At 50.3% G+C, this 16,108-nt stretch carries 16 protein-coding genes; 1 reads left to right on the forward strand and 15 read right to left on the reverse strand.

What is annotated here, in order from left to right:
• Positions 1 to 14: 14 nt before the first annotated feature.
• The 8 genes from AC506A_RS30600 to AC506A_RS30635 form a co-directional block, all read right to left on the reverse strand.
• A complete protein-coding gene (locus AC506A_RS30600) occupies positions 15 to 467 on the reverse strand; it encodes a Mini-ribonuclease 3 (RefSeq protein WP_495464766.1) in 453 nt (150 codons plus the stop codon).
• The gene (gene cysS, locus AC506A_RS30605; RefSeq protein WP_495464750.1) at positions 467 to 1,870 is read right to left on the reverse strand and encodes a cysteine--tRNA ligase; all 1,404 of its coding nucleotides are present in this window, start codon (positions 1,868 to 1,870) and stop codon (positions 467 to 469) included. The genes AC506A_RS30600 and cysS overlap by 1 nt, the downstream gene beginning before the upstream one ends.
• On the reverse strand, positions 1,870 to 2,535 hold the full coding sequence (gene epsC, locus AC506A_RS30610) for a serine O-acetyltransferase EpsC (protein ID WP_495464751.1): 666 nt from the start codon (positions 2,533 to 2,535) through the stop codon (positions 1,870 to 1,872). The genes cysS and epsC overlap by 1 nt, the downstream gene beginning before the upstream one ends.
• On the reverse strand, positions 2,513 to 2,755 hold the full coding sequence (locus tag AC506A_RS30615) for a hypothetical protein (RefSeq protein WP_495464752.1): 243 nt from the start codon (positions 2,753 to 2,755) through the stop codon (positions 2,513 to 2,515). The genes epsC and AC506A_RS30615 overlap by 23 nt, the downstream gene beginning before the upstream one ends.
• A 230-nt stretch (positions 2,756 to 2,985) precedes the next feature.
• On the reverse strand, positions 2,986 to 4,443 hold the full coding sequence (gene gltX, locus AC506A_RS30620; protein WP_495464753.1) for a glutamate--tRNA ligase: 1,458 nt from the start codon (positions 4,441 to 4,443) through the stop codon (positions 2,986 to 2,988).
• Between the two features lie 40 nt (positions 4,444 to 4,483).
• A complete protein-coding gene (gene ispF / locus AC506A_RS30625) occupies positions 4,484 to 4,969 on the reverse strand; it encodes a 2-C-methyl-D-erythritol 2,4-cyclodiphosphate synthase (protein ID WP_495464754.1) in 486 nt (161 codons plus the stop codon).
• The gene (ispD, locus tag AC506A_RS30630; protein ID WP_495464755.1) at positions 4,966 to 5,688 is read right to left on the reverse strand and encodes a 2-C-methyl-D-erythritol 4-phosphate cytidylyltransferase; all 723 of its coding nucleotides are present in this window, start codon (positions 5,686 to 5,688) and stop codon (positions 4,966 to 4,968) included. The genes ispF and ispD overlap by 4 nt, the downstream gene beginning before the upstream one ends.
• Before the next feature lie 72 nt (positions 5,689 to 5,760).
• Positions 5,761 to 6,855, reverse strand: a complete 1,095-nt coding sequence (locus AC506A_RS30635; RefSeq protein WP_495464756.1) for a PIN/TRAM domain-containing protein — start codon at positions 6,853 to 6,855, stop codon at positions 5,761 to 5,763.
• A gap of 186 nt (positions 6,856 to 7,041) precedes the next feature.
• Here AC506A_RS30635 and AC506A_RS30640 point away from each other — a divergent pair, with 186 nt between their 5' ends.
• Positions 7,042 to 7,437, forward strand: coding sequence for a nucleoside triphosphate pyrophosphohydrolase family protein (locus tag AC506A_RS30640; protein ID WP_090986375.1), 396 nt, complete (start codon positions 7,042 to 7,044; stop codon positions 7,435 to 7,437).
• A gap of 99 nt (positions 7,438 to 7,536) precedes the next feature.
• Here the strand turns inward: AC506A_RS30640 and pssA are convergent, their stop codons facing one another.
• From pssA to AC506A_RS30675, 7 genes are all read right to left on the reverse strand, one after another.
• Positions 7,537 to 8,289 (reverse strand): CDP-diacylglycerol--serine O-phosphatidyltransferase, encoded by a 753-nt coding sequence (gene pssA, locus AC506A_RS30645; RefSeq protein ID WP_495464757.1) that lies wholly within the window; start codon positions 8,287 to 8,289, stop codon positions 7,537 to 7,539.
• 154 nt (positions 8,290 to 8,443) lie between these two features.
• On the reverse strand, positions 8,444 to 9,520 hold the full coding sequence (disA, locus tag AC506A_RS30650; protein ID WP_495464758.1) for a DNA integrity scanning diadenylate cyclase DisA: 1,077 nt from the start codon (positions 9,518 to 9,520) through the stop codon (positions 8,444 to 8,446).
• 15 nt (positions 9,521 to 9,535) lie between these two features.
• On the reverse strand, positions 9,536 to 10,903 hold the full coding sequence (gene radA / locus AC506A_RS30655) for a DNA repair protein RadA (RefSeq protein WP_495464759.1): 1,368 nt from the start codon (positions 10,901 to 10,903) through the stop codon (positions 9,536 to 9,538).
• Positions 10,904 to 11,053: 150 nt separating this feature from the next.
• Positions 11,054 to 13,519 carry an ATP-dependent Clp protease ATP-binding subunit gene (locus AC506A_RS30660; protein ID WP_495464760.1) on the reverse strand — a complete coding sequence of 822 codons (2,466 nt, stop codon included), beginning with the start codon at positions 13,517 to 13,519 and terminating at the stop codon, positions 11,054 to 11,056.
• A 2-nt stretch (positions 13,520 to 13,521) separates the two neighbouring features.
• Positions 13,522 to 14,598, reverse strand: coding sequence for a protein-arginine kinase McsB (mcsB, locus tag AC506A_RS30665; RefSeq protein WP_495464761.1), 1,077 nt, complete (start codon positions 14,596 to 14,598; stop codon positions 13,522 to 13,524).
• A 27-nt stretch (positions 14,599 to 14,625) separates the two neighbouring features.
• Complete coding sequence (gene mcsA, locus AC506A_RS30670) at positions 14,626 to 15,150, reverse strand: protein-arginine kinase activator protein McsA (protein ID WP_495464762.1); 525 nt, start codon at positions 15,148 to 15,150, stop codon at positions 14,626 to 14,628.
• A gap of 36 nt (positions 15,151 to 15,186) precedes the next feature.
• A complete protein-coding gene (locus AC506A_RS30675) occupies positions 15,187 to 15,648 on the reverse strand; it encodes a CtsR family transcriptional regulator (RefSeq protein WP_210663965.1) in 462 nt (153 codons plus the stop codon).
• Between the last annotated feature and the right edge of the window lie 460 nt (positions 15,649 to 16,108).

Below are 16,108 nucleotides of genomic sequence, written 5' to 3' on the forward strand. Positions count from 1 at the left end.
TAAATATGTCTCTTCTATTCGTCAAAAGCGATTGCCATCAGCTCACGCAGCCGGCTCGCTTTCTTGCCATAATACAAATACCCCATTAAACATTCCAGCGCCGTCGCCTGTTGGTAGTCGGCCGGATCTGCATTCTTCGGCGACGTGCCTGACTTGGCATTCCGTCCTCGCCTTACAACATCCGCTTCCTCTTCAGTCAGAATAGGCTGCCATTTCTCCAACAACATGCGCTGCGCTTTAGCCGAGACGAACTGCGTCGCCTGACGGTGAAGATGGTGCAGCTTATGATTGGGCTGCGAAATGAGATATTGCCGTACCATCATCTCGAACACCGCATCGCCAATATAAGCGAGCACGATGGGATTCATTAAATGGACCGGTTTGTTCGGAGCGTGAAACCACAACCCCTCTTCTATACCCAAACCGATCCCGCCGCTTCCTCCGATATCCATACTTCCGTTGTCCATCATTTCCGCCGCCACCGGATACCTTGCGGAGTATCCTCAAGCACAATCCCGAGCGCAGACAGCTGGTCACGAATTTCATCGGCCCGCTTCCAATCCTTATTGGTCCGAGCTTCTGTGCGCTGCACGATAAGCGCATCAATGTCGGCATCGAGCAGTTGTTCCTCTGCTTCCAACAGTCCGAGTACACGGTCAAAATCTTGGAATGCTGCGAGCAGCAGCTCAAGCTCCTCTGCCGACACAACCGGGCGCTGCAGGAGCAGATTCGCTTCGCTTACCAGCTCGAACATCGCGGTAATCGCATCCGGCGTGTTGAAGTCATCGTCCATCTTCGCGCTAAATTGCTCGCGAATTTCACCGATTCGTTCTTTGAGCTGATCGAACGCCGCTCCGTCAGGCTCGCTCACCGCAACAGTAAGGCGGTGCTTCACATTCGAAACGGAGTTCAAGATCCGCTCTACGCTGTTCTCCGCTTGCGCAATCGTCTCATCGCTGAAGTTAAGCGGGCTTCTATAATGTGCCGACAACATAAAGTAGCGGATTACGGCTGGTTTAATGCGAGTAAGCATCTCCTGCACGGTGATCCCGTTACCGAGCGACTTGGACATTTTCTCATTGTTGATGTTGATATAGCCATTGTGCATCCAATAGTTCGCGAGCGGCTTGCCTGTCACGGACTCCGACTGTGCAATTTCACATTCATGATGCGGGAACTGCAGGTCATGGCCGCCGCCATGAATATCCAGCGTATCGCCTAGATATTTGCGCGCCATCGCGGAGCACTCAATATGCCAGCCCGGGCGTCCCGCTCCCCATGGGCTATCCCATTTAATTTCTCCAGGCTTCGCAGCTTTCCATAGTACAAAGTCTTGACCGCTTTCTTTGCGCTCATCCACGCCGATCCGAATTCCCAGCTGCAGCTCATCCAAATTCTGATGTGACAGCTTGCCGTAATCAGGGAAGGTGCTCGTACGGAAAAATACATCTCCGCCGTTCTCATATGCATGGCCGCCATCAACGAGCGACTCGATGAAAGCAATGATCTCATCCATATGATCTGTAACACGCGGATTAAGTGTGGCTTTGTGAATGCCGAGTCCTTCGATATTCTCATTAAACGCTTGAATAAATCGCTCTGCTACTTCAGGAACCGTTGTGCTCAGCTGCTCGGCTTTGCGAATCAGCTTATCGTCCACATCTGTAAAGTTCACAACGTAATTCACTTCATATGCAACCGACTCCAGGTAACGGCGCACAACATCGAAGAAGATCGCCGGACGAGCATTCCCGATATGGATGTAATCATAAACCGTCGGTCCGCACACGTACATGTTGACTTTGCCGGGCTCAAGCGATTTAAAAATTTCCTTCTCACGTGTCAGTGTATTATATATACGCAGGGTCATTATCTCGTTTCTCCTCCAGCAACTGGCTCTTTGCGTCTTTCTTTCTCCAGTTCTACTCTTAAATCAGACACTTCCTTCTGCATCGCCCGCAGCATCTCAATGACAGGGTCCGGGAGCTGGGTATGATCAAGGCGGTCCCCTACCCGCGTGCCATTGCGCTTAATTACTCTGCCGGGGATCCCGACCACCGTGCTGTTCGACGGAACTTCCCGCAGCACAACGGAATTTGCGCCTATATTCACATTGTCTCCAACCTTGAAGGAGCCTAGAACCTTTGCCCCTGATGCGATTACCACATTGTTGCCAATGGTCGGATGACGTTTCCCTCTTTCCTTCCCGGTCCCTCCGAGCGTAACCCCTTGATAAATGACCACATTATCGCCGATTTCACAGGTTTCCCCAATAACAACACCCATGCCGTGATCAATAAACAGCTTTTCCCCGATTGTCGCACCCGGATGGATTTCAATGCCTGTAAAAAAACGGCTGGTCTGCGAGATGACGCGGGCAAGTGTATACCACTTGCGTTTGAAGAGCGCATGTGCGATTCGGTGCGACCATATCGCATGAAGACCTGAATAAGTGAACACGACTTCCAGCTTATTGCGGGCAGCAGGATCATTCTCTAGTATGGTCTCAATATCAGACGCCAAGCTTCGAAACATCGAAATTCCCCCTCTCCGGTATCGACAATAATACAAAAAAGCCCCCGCAGCCCAAGGGCTGCAGAGGCGTGTTCACGCGGTCCCACTCTGCATCGGAACGATCATACTTCTTGATATCGCCCGTCTTATATAGTCCGTAACGAGGACCAATCGTCATCACCCACCCTGCCGATATCGGCAGCTCGGAGATGCGGCTCCCAGGCGCAACGTTTATTCCCAAGAATAAGCGACTCACACCCAGTCATTCGAACACCGCCATACGAACTGTATCTGCGGCTCCGTTTGAAGGTCGCCCTCTCTGGTATTCCTGTACTGAAATAAACAATCCTGTTCCAAGCCTTATCGTTCCTAAATTAACTCAAGTATAGCTGAGGACTCCCCAACTGGCAAGTAGTCAAACGCCCATCACGCGTAGGCAATGGAGGATTTCAATAGGTCACATGACACTATTTAGCCAAGTCGACCCTGCAAACGCTGTTCAACCTTTGCTTGACCCAGCAAGGCAATGGTCTGATTCAAGTCCGGCCCATGAGTCTGACCCGTGAGGGCAGCACGAATCGGCATGAATAGCTGTTTGCCCTTAAAGCCCGTTGCTTGCTGTACCGCTTTGATCGCTGCTTTGATTCCTTCTACATGGAAGGCTTCCATCGCTTTAACCTGCTCCAAGAAAGCTTGCAAGACAGCCGGTACTTGTTCCTCCGCCAGAACTGTCTTAGCTTCATCCTCATCCGCCGCTTCAGGCAAGAAGAAGAGCTCAGTAAGCGGCACAATATCCGCTGCAAAACGCAATTTATCTTGATAAAGAGCAACTAAATCGCGTGCCCAATCATGCTCGCTTTCGCTAAGCGCCTCAGGCAGACGACCCGCTCCTTGAAGATGCGGAATACACAGCTCCACGATGCGCGGTAGGTCTGATTTCTTCATGTACTCATTGTTCATCCAGCTCAACTTGTTCGTATCGAACACGGCAGGGCTTTTGCTCAAGCGATTCGCTGTAAAGACCGTTACCAGCTCATCACGGGTGAACATTTCCTGCTCGCCTTCCGGTGACCAGCCAAGCAATGTAATGAAGTTAAACATCGCTTCCGGCAAGTAACCAAGCTTATCGTATTGCTCGATAAACTGGATAATGGACTCGTCGCGCTTGCTCAGCTTCTTACGATTCTCATTGACGATCAGCGTCATATGTCCGAATACCGGCGGCTCCCAGCCAAACGCTTCATAAATCATCAGTTGGCGCGGTGTGTTGGAAATGTGATCTTCTCCACGCAGTACATGGCTGATGGCCATCAGATGATCATCCAGCGCAACAGCGAAGTTGTACGTTGGAATACCGTCCTTCTTCACGATTACGTAGTCGCCGATGCCATCGGACTCGAAGCTGATTTGACCTTTCACAAGATCGTTAAACGTATAGGTCCGGTTCTCCGGTACACGGAAACGAATGCTTGGAATGCGGCCTTCCGCTTCAAAAGCAGTACGCTGCTCATCCGTCAAGCTGCGGTGCTTACCGGAATAACGAGGCATTTCACCGCGTGCTGTCTGCTCTTCCCGCTCCTGCTCCAGCTCTTCCTCCGTGCAATAGCACTTGTAAGCGAGCCCCTTGTCGAGCAGCTCTTGCCAATACTCGCGATATAGATCAAGCCGTTCGGTTTGACGGTAAGGGCCATAGCCCCCGCCGATGTCGATACTTTCATCCCAATCGATACCAAGCCACTTCAAATACGTGAGCTGATTCTCTTCGCCGCCCGCCACATTGCGTTTCACGTCGGTATCTTCGATCCGTATAATGAATTTGCCGCCTAAATTACGCGCAAACAGATAGTTGAATAAGGCCGTTCTGGCGTTGCCGATATGTAAATGACCTGTAGGTGACGGTGCATACCGTACCCTGATTTGTTCTGACATGTTGTTTAACTCCTCCCGGGCAAACTATTGTATTGCAGAATCATAGCACAACTTTTACAAGGCAGACAACCGATTGCGCGGCAATCCCTTCGCCGCGTCCGGCAAATCCAAGCTGCTCGGTCGTTGTTGCTTTTACATTCACCTGCGAGAGATCTTCCGCCTCAAGTGCTCCTGCAATAATGTCGACCATCTGCGGAATGTACGGCAGCATTTTCGGCCGTTGTGCAATGATCGTCGAATCGATATTGCCAAGCTTATACCCGCGCTCTTTCACCAATCCCCAAATATGTTGGAGCAGCTTCAGACTATCTGCATCCTTAAAAGCCGGGTCCGTATCCGGGAAATGCTTCCCGATGTCGCCAAGGCCCAGCGCCCCCAATACCGCATCACTGATCGCATGCAGCAGTACATCGGCATCGGAATGCCCCAGAAGTCCGCGCTCGTACGGAATTGTAACGCCCCCAATAATACAAGGCCGTCCCTCCACCAATTGATGCACATCAAACCCTTGTCCTACTCGAATCATGATTCCGATCCCCTCTCCCGCTCTCGGGTTGCCAACAGAAACTCTGCGTATGGCAAATCCTCCGGTGTTGTAATCTTTATATTCGTATAATCGCCTTCGGCAACAGATACCGTTACACCTAATCGTTCAACGGCCATCGCGTCATCCGTCCCGAGGAACTGATCCGCGGCCGCTTGATCAAGCGCCTGCTGGAGCAAGGAACGACGAAAAGCCTGCGGCGTTTGAATCGCCCACAAGCTTCGCCGATCCGGAGTCGCCGTAATGGCGCCGGTTTCATTCACTTGCTTAATTGTATCTTTAACAGGTACGGCAAGCACAGCTGCTTCCGTCTGAAGAGCTTTATGCATACATGACCGGACAGCCTGTTCCGTAACAAACGGACGGACACCGTCATGGACCATCACCCAATCGAGCGATTGGCTTAAAACCGCAAGTCCAAGATGAACCGAATGCTGACGCTCGCTTCCCCCTGCTGCCACCTGCTTCACTTTATGAAGGCCAAACTCCGTCACGAATTCCCGGCACCGGTCCACATCCTGCTGACCGACGATAAGTGCCACTTCCGCTATATCATCCATGGCTTGAAATCGTTCAAGGGTATGAACCAGAATAGGCTTGTCCCGCAAAAGCAAATATTGTTTGCTCTCCGCCGTGCCCATTCTGGTTCCGCGGCCCGCCGCCACAACGACGACGCCCCATTTTGCACCTGCTGTTTCCATGCCTTCAACCGCCCCGCGTGTATACTTCGTAGTTTGGCCGCTTCATGCTGCAGCCCCCACTATCATACCGCGTTACAGCGCTTTTTCCAACAATTTAGGCTTCGCAAAAATCATTCTGCCCGCGGACGTTTGCAGCACGCTTGTCACGAGTACCTCCATCGTCGTTCCGATGTAGTCTCTGCCGCCTTCTACTACAATCATCGTACCATCGTCCAAATACGCGACCCCTTGGCCATGCTCTTTGCCATCCTTGATAACTTGAACGACAATCTCTTCGCCTGGGAGTACGACCGGCTTCACTGCATTGGCAAGGTCATTAATATTTAACACCGATACACCTTGCAGCTCACACACTTTGTTCAAATTGAAATCATTGGTGACGACTTTACCATGCAGCACTTTCGCAAGCTTCACGAGCTTGCTGTCCACTTCGCCCTCTTCGGCTTCCCCTTCGTAGATCAGCACCTTCACATCGAGCTCTTTTTGAATCTTGTTCAAAATATCGAGCCCTCTGCGCCCTCTGTTACGTTTGAGCAAATCCGACGAATCGGCGATATGCTGCAGCTCTTCAAGCACAAACTCCGGAATAACCAGTGTGCCTTCGATAAATCCGGTTTTGCATATATCGGCAATTCGGCCATCGATAATGACACTTGTATCCAGAATCTTATGCTCCTCATAGCTGCTTTCCTCTTCCACCCGAGAAGCATTGCTGCGACGCTCGAACAGTCCTCTCAGACTTTCAGCAAATTCCTCACGTTTGTTTAACCCGATCCGCAGTCCTGCATACCCTAAGAACAACGTCAGTAGTAGAGGAATGAATAGGCCTGCTCCCGATAAACCAGATAAAACCGGATACAATAACGCAGACAGTGCAAGCCCGCCAATTAATCCGCTGCCGCCGGCTACCAGTTCTCCTGTTGGGATTGCTGATGCCCGCTCCGCTCCTTGCCGCATCCATTTCAGGATGGAGCCTGCCAATACCGTTGCTGCTGCAAGGCCGCATAACGCGCCAATGCCGACGTTGATGTAATAGCTTCCTGAATGCTGCATAAGACCGGTTGACGATTCCGCCCAGCTCACACTGCCGTTTAGGGAGCTGTTCATTTGAGCGCCCAGAAATCCGCCGAACAAAAGACCAATCAGTTGAATCATTCGTTTCATCATATAAATCCACCTCCATTACAATTATGTTCCAATTATGGTTACGTTAATCGCCTGCTAGGGCGAAAGCATTAGAATTTATTAACCTGACGCTAAAAGGGGACAAAAAGGTGAAATCCATTTTGAAATGCGACGCAGGGAGGCTTATAATAAAAGAAAGCAATCCATTCCTGAAATGAGGTGGAATCGATGAACGCACCAACACTGGAGCAATTTCAGCAGCAGGTGTCTGAACTGCTGCTGCGGCATCGCAGTCTGCTAGACGTTATGTCGAAGTACGGCCAGTCCGGCGCTTCCGTTAATCGGGCAGTTGCCAAATCCGTTACGGAATGTGGATGTATCGAGTTAAATGCCCGGAAGCAGCAGTTTGCGGATGACTTTAACCTTGAGCAAGCCAAAACAAAGCTTCATCATCACATTTCAGGCGAGCTCTGCGAACATTGCAAAGAGGCTATTCAGAACGAGCTCGGTCGTAACTTGTTCTATATGTCCGCAATGGCCAATCTGCTCGACATTCAACTCGAAGACGTCATTGAACACGAATCCGATAAATGCAGTACGCTCGGCTTATTTAATCTTACTTAGTCTTTACCCAGCCATTAGCTTAATTAGCAGTAAACGCAAGAAAGACCGCCTTGTACATCCCCTAAGGGGACAGACAAGGCGGTCTTTCTTATTAGCAGCTTATGCGCTATGTTCGCTGTGAACAGCTTCCTCTTGGCGCTGGCTTTCCATTAAACGCTTGCGTTTCCTGCTTGGGAGACGGCGATCAACGTTTTTTTTTAGGCCATACAGCGCGTAGAGAACTAGCGGAACGAATAGGATCTTCGATAGATGATGTGGGAACAAGATGCCGAGCACTACGGAGATCGCGACAATAATCGGTACGACCCAAATCGCGTTCTTTGGAATGCCGAGCTTCTTAAAGTTCGGGTAACGAACGGTGCTTACCATTAGGAAGGACAAGACAAGTGTGCTTGCCATCAAGACGGATACGGCAATATCTTTGTGGAACAAAGCCAATGTAGCAAGTACGCCGCCAGCGGCTGGAATCGGCAAGCCGATGAAATAGCCCGGCATACCGGAGATAACGTTGAATCTTGCGAGTCTTAGTGCTCCGCAAATCGGGAACAAAGCTGTAATAATCCAAGCCGGAGCCGGAGTGAGTTCTTGGAAAGCAACACTATACATAATAAAAGCAGGTGCAACTCCAAAAGAAATTACATCCGACAGTGAATCTAACTCTTTACCAAATTCGCTTTGAGCGTTAAGTGCGCGGGCGACTCGGCCGTCTACACCATCCATCAGCATCGCGATAATAACCATCATCGCAGCTACCTCAGGCTTCGCATTCTCAGGGAAAATGAGAATAATGGCGACAATACCTAGAAATAAGTTCGCCACTGTAAAAAGACTCGGTATTGACTTCGTAATCATTTGCTCCACCTCATCTTTACTATGCCCTAAAACCGCAATTTGCAGTATTGCAGGCAAACTGAGAAAATAACTTCCACCAGAAGGTTAAGGGGTGCAATACGGCTAATTGACAGTTGTAACCAGCGTCCGTCTGCATTCCCTCATTGTATGGGATTTAAATTTGTCTGTCAATGAACATCTGCTCTTGGATCCGCTTCAAGCCTTCCTTAATCGCACGCGCTCTGACCTCGCCAATGCCATCTACCGAGTCCAATTCCTCAATTGTCGCCATCAAGATATGAGGCAGATATCCAAATCGTTCCACAAGATTATTCATGATCACTTGCGGCAGTCTTGGAATGCGGCTCAGCAGCCGGTAACCGCGTGGAGCAACCATTTCCTCCGAAGCTGCGCTTAATCCACTATAGCCAAGCAATTTAATAATTTGACCTAGCTCTAGCAGCTCTTCGGAATTCAACTTGCGGATGCTTGAACGAATTTCACGGATACGGTCTTCATTGGGGTCCTTCACATAATCCTTAAGCAAGAACCATGCTTCCTCTTCTACGCCGCCGACAAGTTCTTCCATTTGCATGCTGATGAGGCGGCCTTCCGTACCGAGCTCATTCACATACCGTTTGATTTCCATTTTGACCCGGATGACCATTTCTACTCGCTTGATAACATGGGCAACCTCTTGCAGGGTTACCATTTCTTCAAACTCCAGTGCGGAAAGGTTTGTAAAGGACTGGTTCAGTACCACTTTGTATTTTTCAAGCGTCTGAATCGCCTGGTTGGCCTTCGTTAGGATAACGCCCATTTCCTTAAGTGAATACCTAAACTGACCTTGATAAAGCGTGATGACATTCCGCCGCTGGGAGATGGATACAACCAGCTTGCCGGTTTGTTTCGCCACCCGTTCCGCGGTACGATGTCGAATCCCTGTCTCACTGGAAGAGATGGAGCTGTTAGGAATAAGCTGTGTATTGGCATATAGAATACGTTTGCGATCTTCGCTTAGTATAATGGCGCCATCCATTTTGGCCAGCTCGTATAAATAGTTCGGGGAAAAATCGCAATTGATGGAGAAGCCGCCGTCTACGACTTCCATCACTTCCGGACTGTAGCCGACGACGATGAGCGCCCCGGTCTTAGCTCGCAGCACGTTATCGAGGCCTTCCCGGAACGCCATGCCCGGTGCGACCATCTGGAGCAGCTGATTCACTACTTCTGTGTGGTTTGACTCTTTCATCGATTTCTCCCCCCTCTATCCGAATGCCTTGGACAGCGCATCTGCAACCGTCTCAACACCGATGATTTCTATGCCGGCAGGCGGGGTCCAGCCCTTCAAACTCTTCTGAGGCATAATGACCCGCTTAAATCCCAGCTTCTGTGCTTCTTTTACACGCTGTTCAGCGCGGGATACGCCCCGCACCTCTCCAGTTAATCCAATTTCTCCGAAGAAGACATCGAACGGTCTAGTCGGCGCATCGCGGAAGCTGGATGCAATACTAACCGCAGCAGCCAAATCGACTGCCGGCTCATCGAGCCGGATACCGCCAGCCACATTGAGGTAAACATCCTGCGTTTGCAAGAACATCCCCATTCGTTTCTCCAGCACCGCAACAATCAAGGTCATCCTGTTATGGTCGATCCCCGTGGCCATCCTGCGCGGCGAGGGGAAGTTCGTTGATGCAACAAGCGCCTGAAGCTCGACAAGCACAGGTCTTGTGCCCTCCATACTCGCCACGACGGTAGAACCTGATACGCCAAGCGGACGTTCCGATAAGAATAGCTCGGACGGATTGTTGACCTCCCGCAGCCCTTCCTCGACCATTTCAAAAATACCGATTTCATTGGTAGAGCCGAACCGGTTCTTAACGGCCCTCAGCAACCGGTATGAATGATGACGTTCGCCCTCAAAGTAGAGCACGCAGTCCACCATATGCTCAAGCATCCGCGGACCTGCAATAGCGCCTTCCTTCGTAACGTGACCGACCAATACGGTCGCAATCCCTTTAATCTTCGCAACCCGCATGAAGTGAGCCGTACATTCCCGTACCTGTGAAACACTGCCTGGCGCAGATTCGATTCTTGGATCATAAACCGTCTGAATGGAATCGATGACGAGAAAATCCGGCTGAACCGATTCAATCGCATCATTGATCTGCTCCATGTTCGTTTCGCACAGCACATAGAGCGTATCGGACAGCGCGCCAAGTCGGTCGGCTCGCAATCGTGTCTGACGAACAGATTCCTCTCCTGAAATATAGAGCACAGTCAGCTTCTTCGATGCCAGGGCATGGGAAGTTTGCAGCAGCAATGTCGATTTGCCGATACCCGGATCACCGCCGACCAGGATTAGCGAGCCCGGCACAACGCCGCCGCCCAGCACACGATTGAGTTCCTGATTGGTTGTCTCGATCCGTTTTTCCTGACCACTTTCTATATGTATGATGGGACGCGGCTTTTCTTTCGTCTGAATGAGCGGCGAGCCCATTCCTTGCGTCTTGACAACCGTTTCCTTCTCTTCCACCATTGTATTCCACTGCCCGCAGCCCGGGCATTTCCCCAACCACTTGGGTGACTCTGTTCCGCATTCGGTGCATGCGAACTTAACTTTAAGTTTTGCCATGTGCAGCTCCTTATGCAAAAGACGTATCATTCAAAGTTTACCATTTAAAGCCCGCCGATAACAATTCTTATCCGCAGCTGATTTCATTGTTTCACAAAAAAACCCTCTACTCCTCCGCCTTCGGCAGTAGAGTAAAGGGTTTTATTTTATCTATTTTGTTGCAGGCTCTTCCGCGGCAGGAACGTAGTTGCTGTCACGGTGCGTAACCGTCAACTCTCCATCCTTCTCGTCAATGATCAAATGATGACCTTTGGCGATTTTGCCCATCAGCAGATCCTCTGACAGACGATCCTCAATGTGCTTCTGGATCGCTCTGCGCAGCGGACGCGCGCCATACTGCGGATCGAAGCCTTCCTTCGCAAGGAATTCCTTCGCGGTATCCGTCAGCACGAAGTCTACTTCCTGCTCACGCAGACGTTTCCGAAGCTCTTCGGACATCAGCGTTACGATTTGGGCAATATGCTCCTTCTCCAGCGAGTGGAACACGATGGTTTCATCGATCCGGTTCAGGAACTCAGGGCGGAAGCTCTTCTTCAGCTCTGCTAACACTTTATCTTTCATGATGGTAAAGTCGCGCCCCGCATCCTGTGCGGCTGTAAAGCCGAGGGAGGAATTGCGTTTGATTTGATCAGCGCCTACGTTCGACGTCATGATAATAAGTGTGTTACGGAAATCGACCACGCGGCCTTTGGAGTCCGTTAGACGGCCATCTTCCAGCACTTGAAGCAAAATATTGAACACTTCCGGATGTGCTTTCTCGATTTCATCAAGCAACACGACCGAATATGGCTTGCGGCGAACCTTCTCGGTCAATTGACCGCCTTCTTCATAGCCGACATATCCCGGAGGAGCGCCGACCAATCTGGAAGTGGAGTGTTTCTCCATGTATTCCGACATGTCGATGCGGATGACCGCATTCTCATCGCCGAACATCGCTTCTGCAAGCGCACGTGCCAATTCGGTTTTCCCGACCCCTGTAGGACCAAGGAAAATGAAGGAGCCCATTGGACGCTTCGGATCTTTCAGACCTGCACGCGCTCTGCGGATGGCACGAGATACGGCTTTAACCGCTTCGCTTTGTCCAATAACACGGTCATGGAGAATATCTTCCATTTTGAGCAGGCGCTGCGTTTCTTCCTCGGCAAGTTTGGTAACCGGAATACCGGTCCAGCTTGCGACGATTTGAGCAATATCGTCAGGCGTTACTTCAGAATCCGTCCGCCCTTGCTTTTCTTTCCACTGGTTCTTAGTCACATCGAGCTCTTCACGAATCTTCTGCTCGGTGTCACGAAGTGCTGCAGCTTTCTCAAACTCTTGGCTTTGAACCGCGGAGTCCTTCTCTTTACGGATATCTTCCAGACGATTCTCCAATTGTTTAAGGTTAGGCGGTACCGTGTACGATTTCAATCGTACTTTGGAGCTCGCTTCATCGATAAGGTCAATCGCCTTATCCGGAAGGAAACGGTCCGTGATGTAACGATCGGACAGCTTTACCGCTTGCTCGATAGCTTCATCTGTAATTTTCACGCGGTGATGCGCTTCGTAACGATCACGCAAACCGTGAAGGATTTGAATGGCTTCCTCTGGCGATGGCTGATCCACCGTAATCGGTTGGAAACGGCGCTCCAAAGCAGCATCTTTCTCGATATATTTGCGATATTCATCAAGCGTTGTTGCACCGATGCACTGCAGCTCGCCGCGGGCAAGAGCAGGCTTAAGAATATTCGATGCATCAATCGCACCTTCTGCTCCCCCTGCACCGATCAACGTATGCAGCTCATCAATGAACAGGACGATGTTGCCGGCTTGACGAATTTCGTCCATGATTTTCTTCAAACGATCCTCGAACTCACCGCGATACTTCGTACCCGCAACAACGGATCCCATATCGAGCGTCATGACGCGTTTGTCACGAAGGGTCTCCGGAATTTCGCCCGCGATAATTTTCTGAGCTAATCCTTCCGCGATGGCCGTCTTACCAACACCCGGCTCCCCGATCAGAACAGGATTATTCTTCGTTCTGCGGCTCAGCACTTGAATAACGCGTTCGATCTCTTTGCTCCGGCCGATAACCGGATCTAAATTGCCGTCTTTGGCATAAGCCGTCAAGTCACGTGCTAGGCCATCCAATGTTGGCGTGCTTACATTTGTCGGTGCACCGTGATTGCTTGAAACGGCTTCACTGCTGCCCAGAAGCTGCAGAACTTGCTGACGTGCTTTATTTAAACTGATGCCAAGATTGTTCAGCACGCGGGCCGCGACGCCTTCCCCTTCACGGATCAGCCCGAGCAAAATATGCTCTGTGCCCACGTACGTATGACCAAGCTTACGCGCTTCATCCATCGAAAGCTCGATCACCTTCTTGGCACGTGGTGTGTACGCAATATTGGTAGGTTGTTCTTGACCGCGTCCGATCAGCGTCTCTACTTCATCTTGAATTTTCTCAAGACTGAGGCCAAGACCGATCAGTGCTTTCGCTGCGATTCCTTCCCCTTCTCGGTTCAGCCCGAGCAAAATATGCTCCGTGCCGATATTGTTATGTCCGAGACGAACCGCTTCTTCCTGCGCCAGTGCGAGCACTTTCTGTGCCCGTTCGGTAAATCTTCCAAACATCATGTTCATACACCCCCATGATCGGATTCACTTTGTAAATGACTTCGTATAAGTTCCGCTCGCCGGATATCCCGCTGTTCAGGCGTCATTTTTTCATGAAACACCTGTTGGAGGAATCCCGGCTGCGTTAATACCATCATTTCATTCATTACCTGCGATGAGACATTTCGAATCAAACCCAAATCGATGCCTAAACGAACATCGGACAGCCTTTGGGAAGCCTCCTTGGTATCCATGATCATCGCATGCGACAAAATGCCATAGGAGCGATATACGCGATCCTCCAGACGGACGCGCGATTCTTCCAGCAGACGCTGGCGAGCCGCTCGTTCGTGCTCTATAATTTGCCGAGCCACGCTGTGCAAGTTCTCGATGATTTCCCCTTCGGATTGACCAAGCGTAATTTGATTCGAAATTTGAAACAAGTTTCCGAGCGCCTCGCTGCCCTCGCCGTAAATGCCCCGAACTGCCAGCCCCACCTGCGTGACGGCCGACAAAATGCGGTTAATTTGCTGCGTGAGCACCAGACCCGGAAGATGCATCATAACCGATGAGCGAATACCTGTTCCAACGTTAGTCGGACAGCTTGTTAAATATCCCCTTCGCTCGTCATATGCATAATTCGTTACTTCCTCAAAAATATCGTCAATGCGATTCGCCAGCCCCCATGCTTCCTTTACCTGAAAGCCGGGATACAGACATTGAATGCGCAAATGATCCTCTTCATTTACCATAATGCTAACGGATTCATTCTCGCTTAGCAGTACTGCGCCGCAGCGTGACTCGTTGGCTAAATTCGGGCTAATGAGATGTTTCTCGACAAGTACTCTGCGCTCAAGCTCGTTTAACTGAGAAAGCCTGATGGTTTCGAACTTGCCAAACTCGTTCAACTGGCCCGTTTCAGCTACAGTTGTCAGCTGTTCCATCACTTCGTTTGCCTGCTCTGTTGTAGCAAGCATCGGAAACGGTTGACTCGATAAATTGCGGGCAATTCGGATCCGGCTGCTTATGACAACATCCGTATCTGGGCCATTTCCCTTCATCCAGTCGCTCAGCGCTTCATCTACATAACGCTTCGACATCCTTCAGAATCACCTTCCTAACCGTGCCTAGACATCGGCTATATTGCGCTCCAGTTCCCGAATCCGATCCCGGATTTGGGCCGCGTCCTCGAACTCTTCCTGTTCGATACGCATGTGCAAATCCCTTCTGAGCTGTTCAATTTCACGCTTCACCTGGATCTGAACACCTGTTCGCTTTGGAATTTTTCCTACGTGAGTTGTATTGCCATGCACCCGTTTAAAAATAGGGTCCAGTTTGCCGCCAAATTGGATATAACAATTGCTGCAGCCGAATCGGCCCATTTTACTAAATTGTGTATAGGTTAGTCCGCAGTTCTCACAGCGCAGCTGCTGCTGCGGCTTGGCGCCAAGTGTGTTCATGCTCCCGGCAGGCTCAAAATCGAGCAAACCGGATAACAAGCTGTGGATAGAAAATCCGTTTGCTGTACCTGGAATTCCTTCTCCCCGTTCTCGAGCGCATGTTTCACAAATATGAAACTCTGTCTTCTCGCCATTCACAATCTTCGTAAAATGAAGCGTAGCCGGCTTCTTGTCACATTCCTGACAAAGCATTCCGCACTATCCCTCCTCATACAAGGCTTGCGCAGCTTACTTAACGAGCAGTGTGATCAACATCGCCCTCAATAGCCTAGCCCGTATTTCGTCCCGCAGCGGCAGCTTTACAGCGATGGAATCACGAGATATCGCGGCGCGAAGTAAATTGGCTTCCCGCCTGGATATGACTTTCCCTTCCTCCAGCTGATATACAATGCCTTCTGCCGTGTCCTGATCCACTTGCTCGCCGATGGTTTGGGCAAGATGCTCTTGAAGGGCCGACAGCGTGGGAAGCTCTACGCGTTGAATGCGGATATAACCGCCTCCGCCACGTTTACTTTCCACAAAATAGCCTTTCTCCAGCGTGAACCTTGTACTGATGACGTAATTGATTTGCGACGGCACACATGAGAAGCGGTCGGCCAAATCATTACGTTGAAGCTCTACAGCACCACCAGGGCTTTCTTTAAGCATATGCTTGAGGTACTGCTCGATGAGATCGGAAATGTTGCGCATTTCGCCAACCTCCCTAAGTTGCCCATACATCTACTCGGCGACTTATATGGCCAAAGAAATCTAAATCGTCAAAGTTTTTAGTCAAATTGACTTTGACTTTCTTTGACTTTAACTTTATTATACGCAAATTTGTCAAAAGGTCAAGCGGATTGCCACCACTGCGTATCCTTACTATCTTGGGCGGATCGCGCCTATTTATACGTTGCCCGTTCGCTTATCCACAACAATAGGGGGATGTTCTGAATAACAATATATGTGTGCGGTACGAAAAAAGATTTATCAACATGTAAATAACCTTAATTCGTTCATGCACACCATGCACAGCTTTATACACAACACTGGATAAACTACAAAAAACCGACCATATCGAATATGGTCGGTTCATCGTGCTTGGCAACGTCCTACTCTCCCAGGACCCTGCGGTCCAAGTACCATCGGCGCTGAAGGGCTTAACGGTCGT

This window comes from Paenibacillus sp. N22P23 (genome assembly GCF_059383735.1).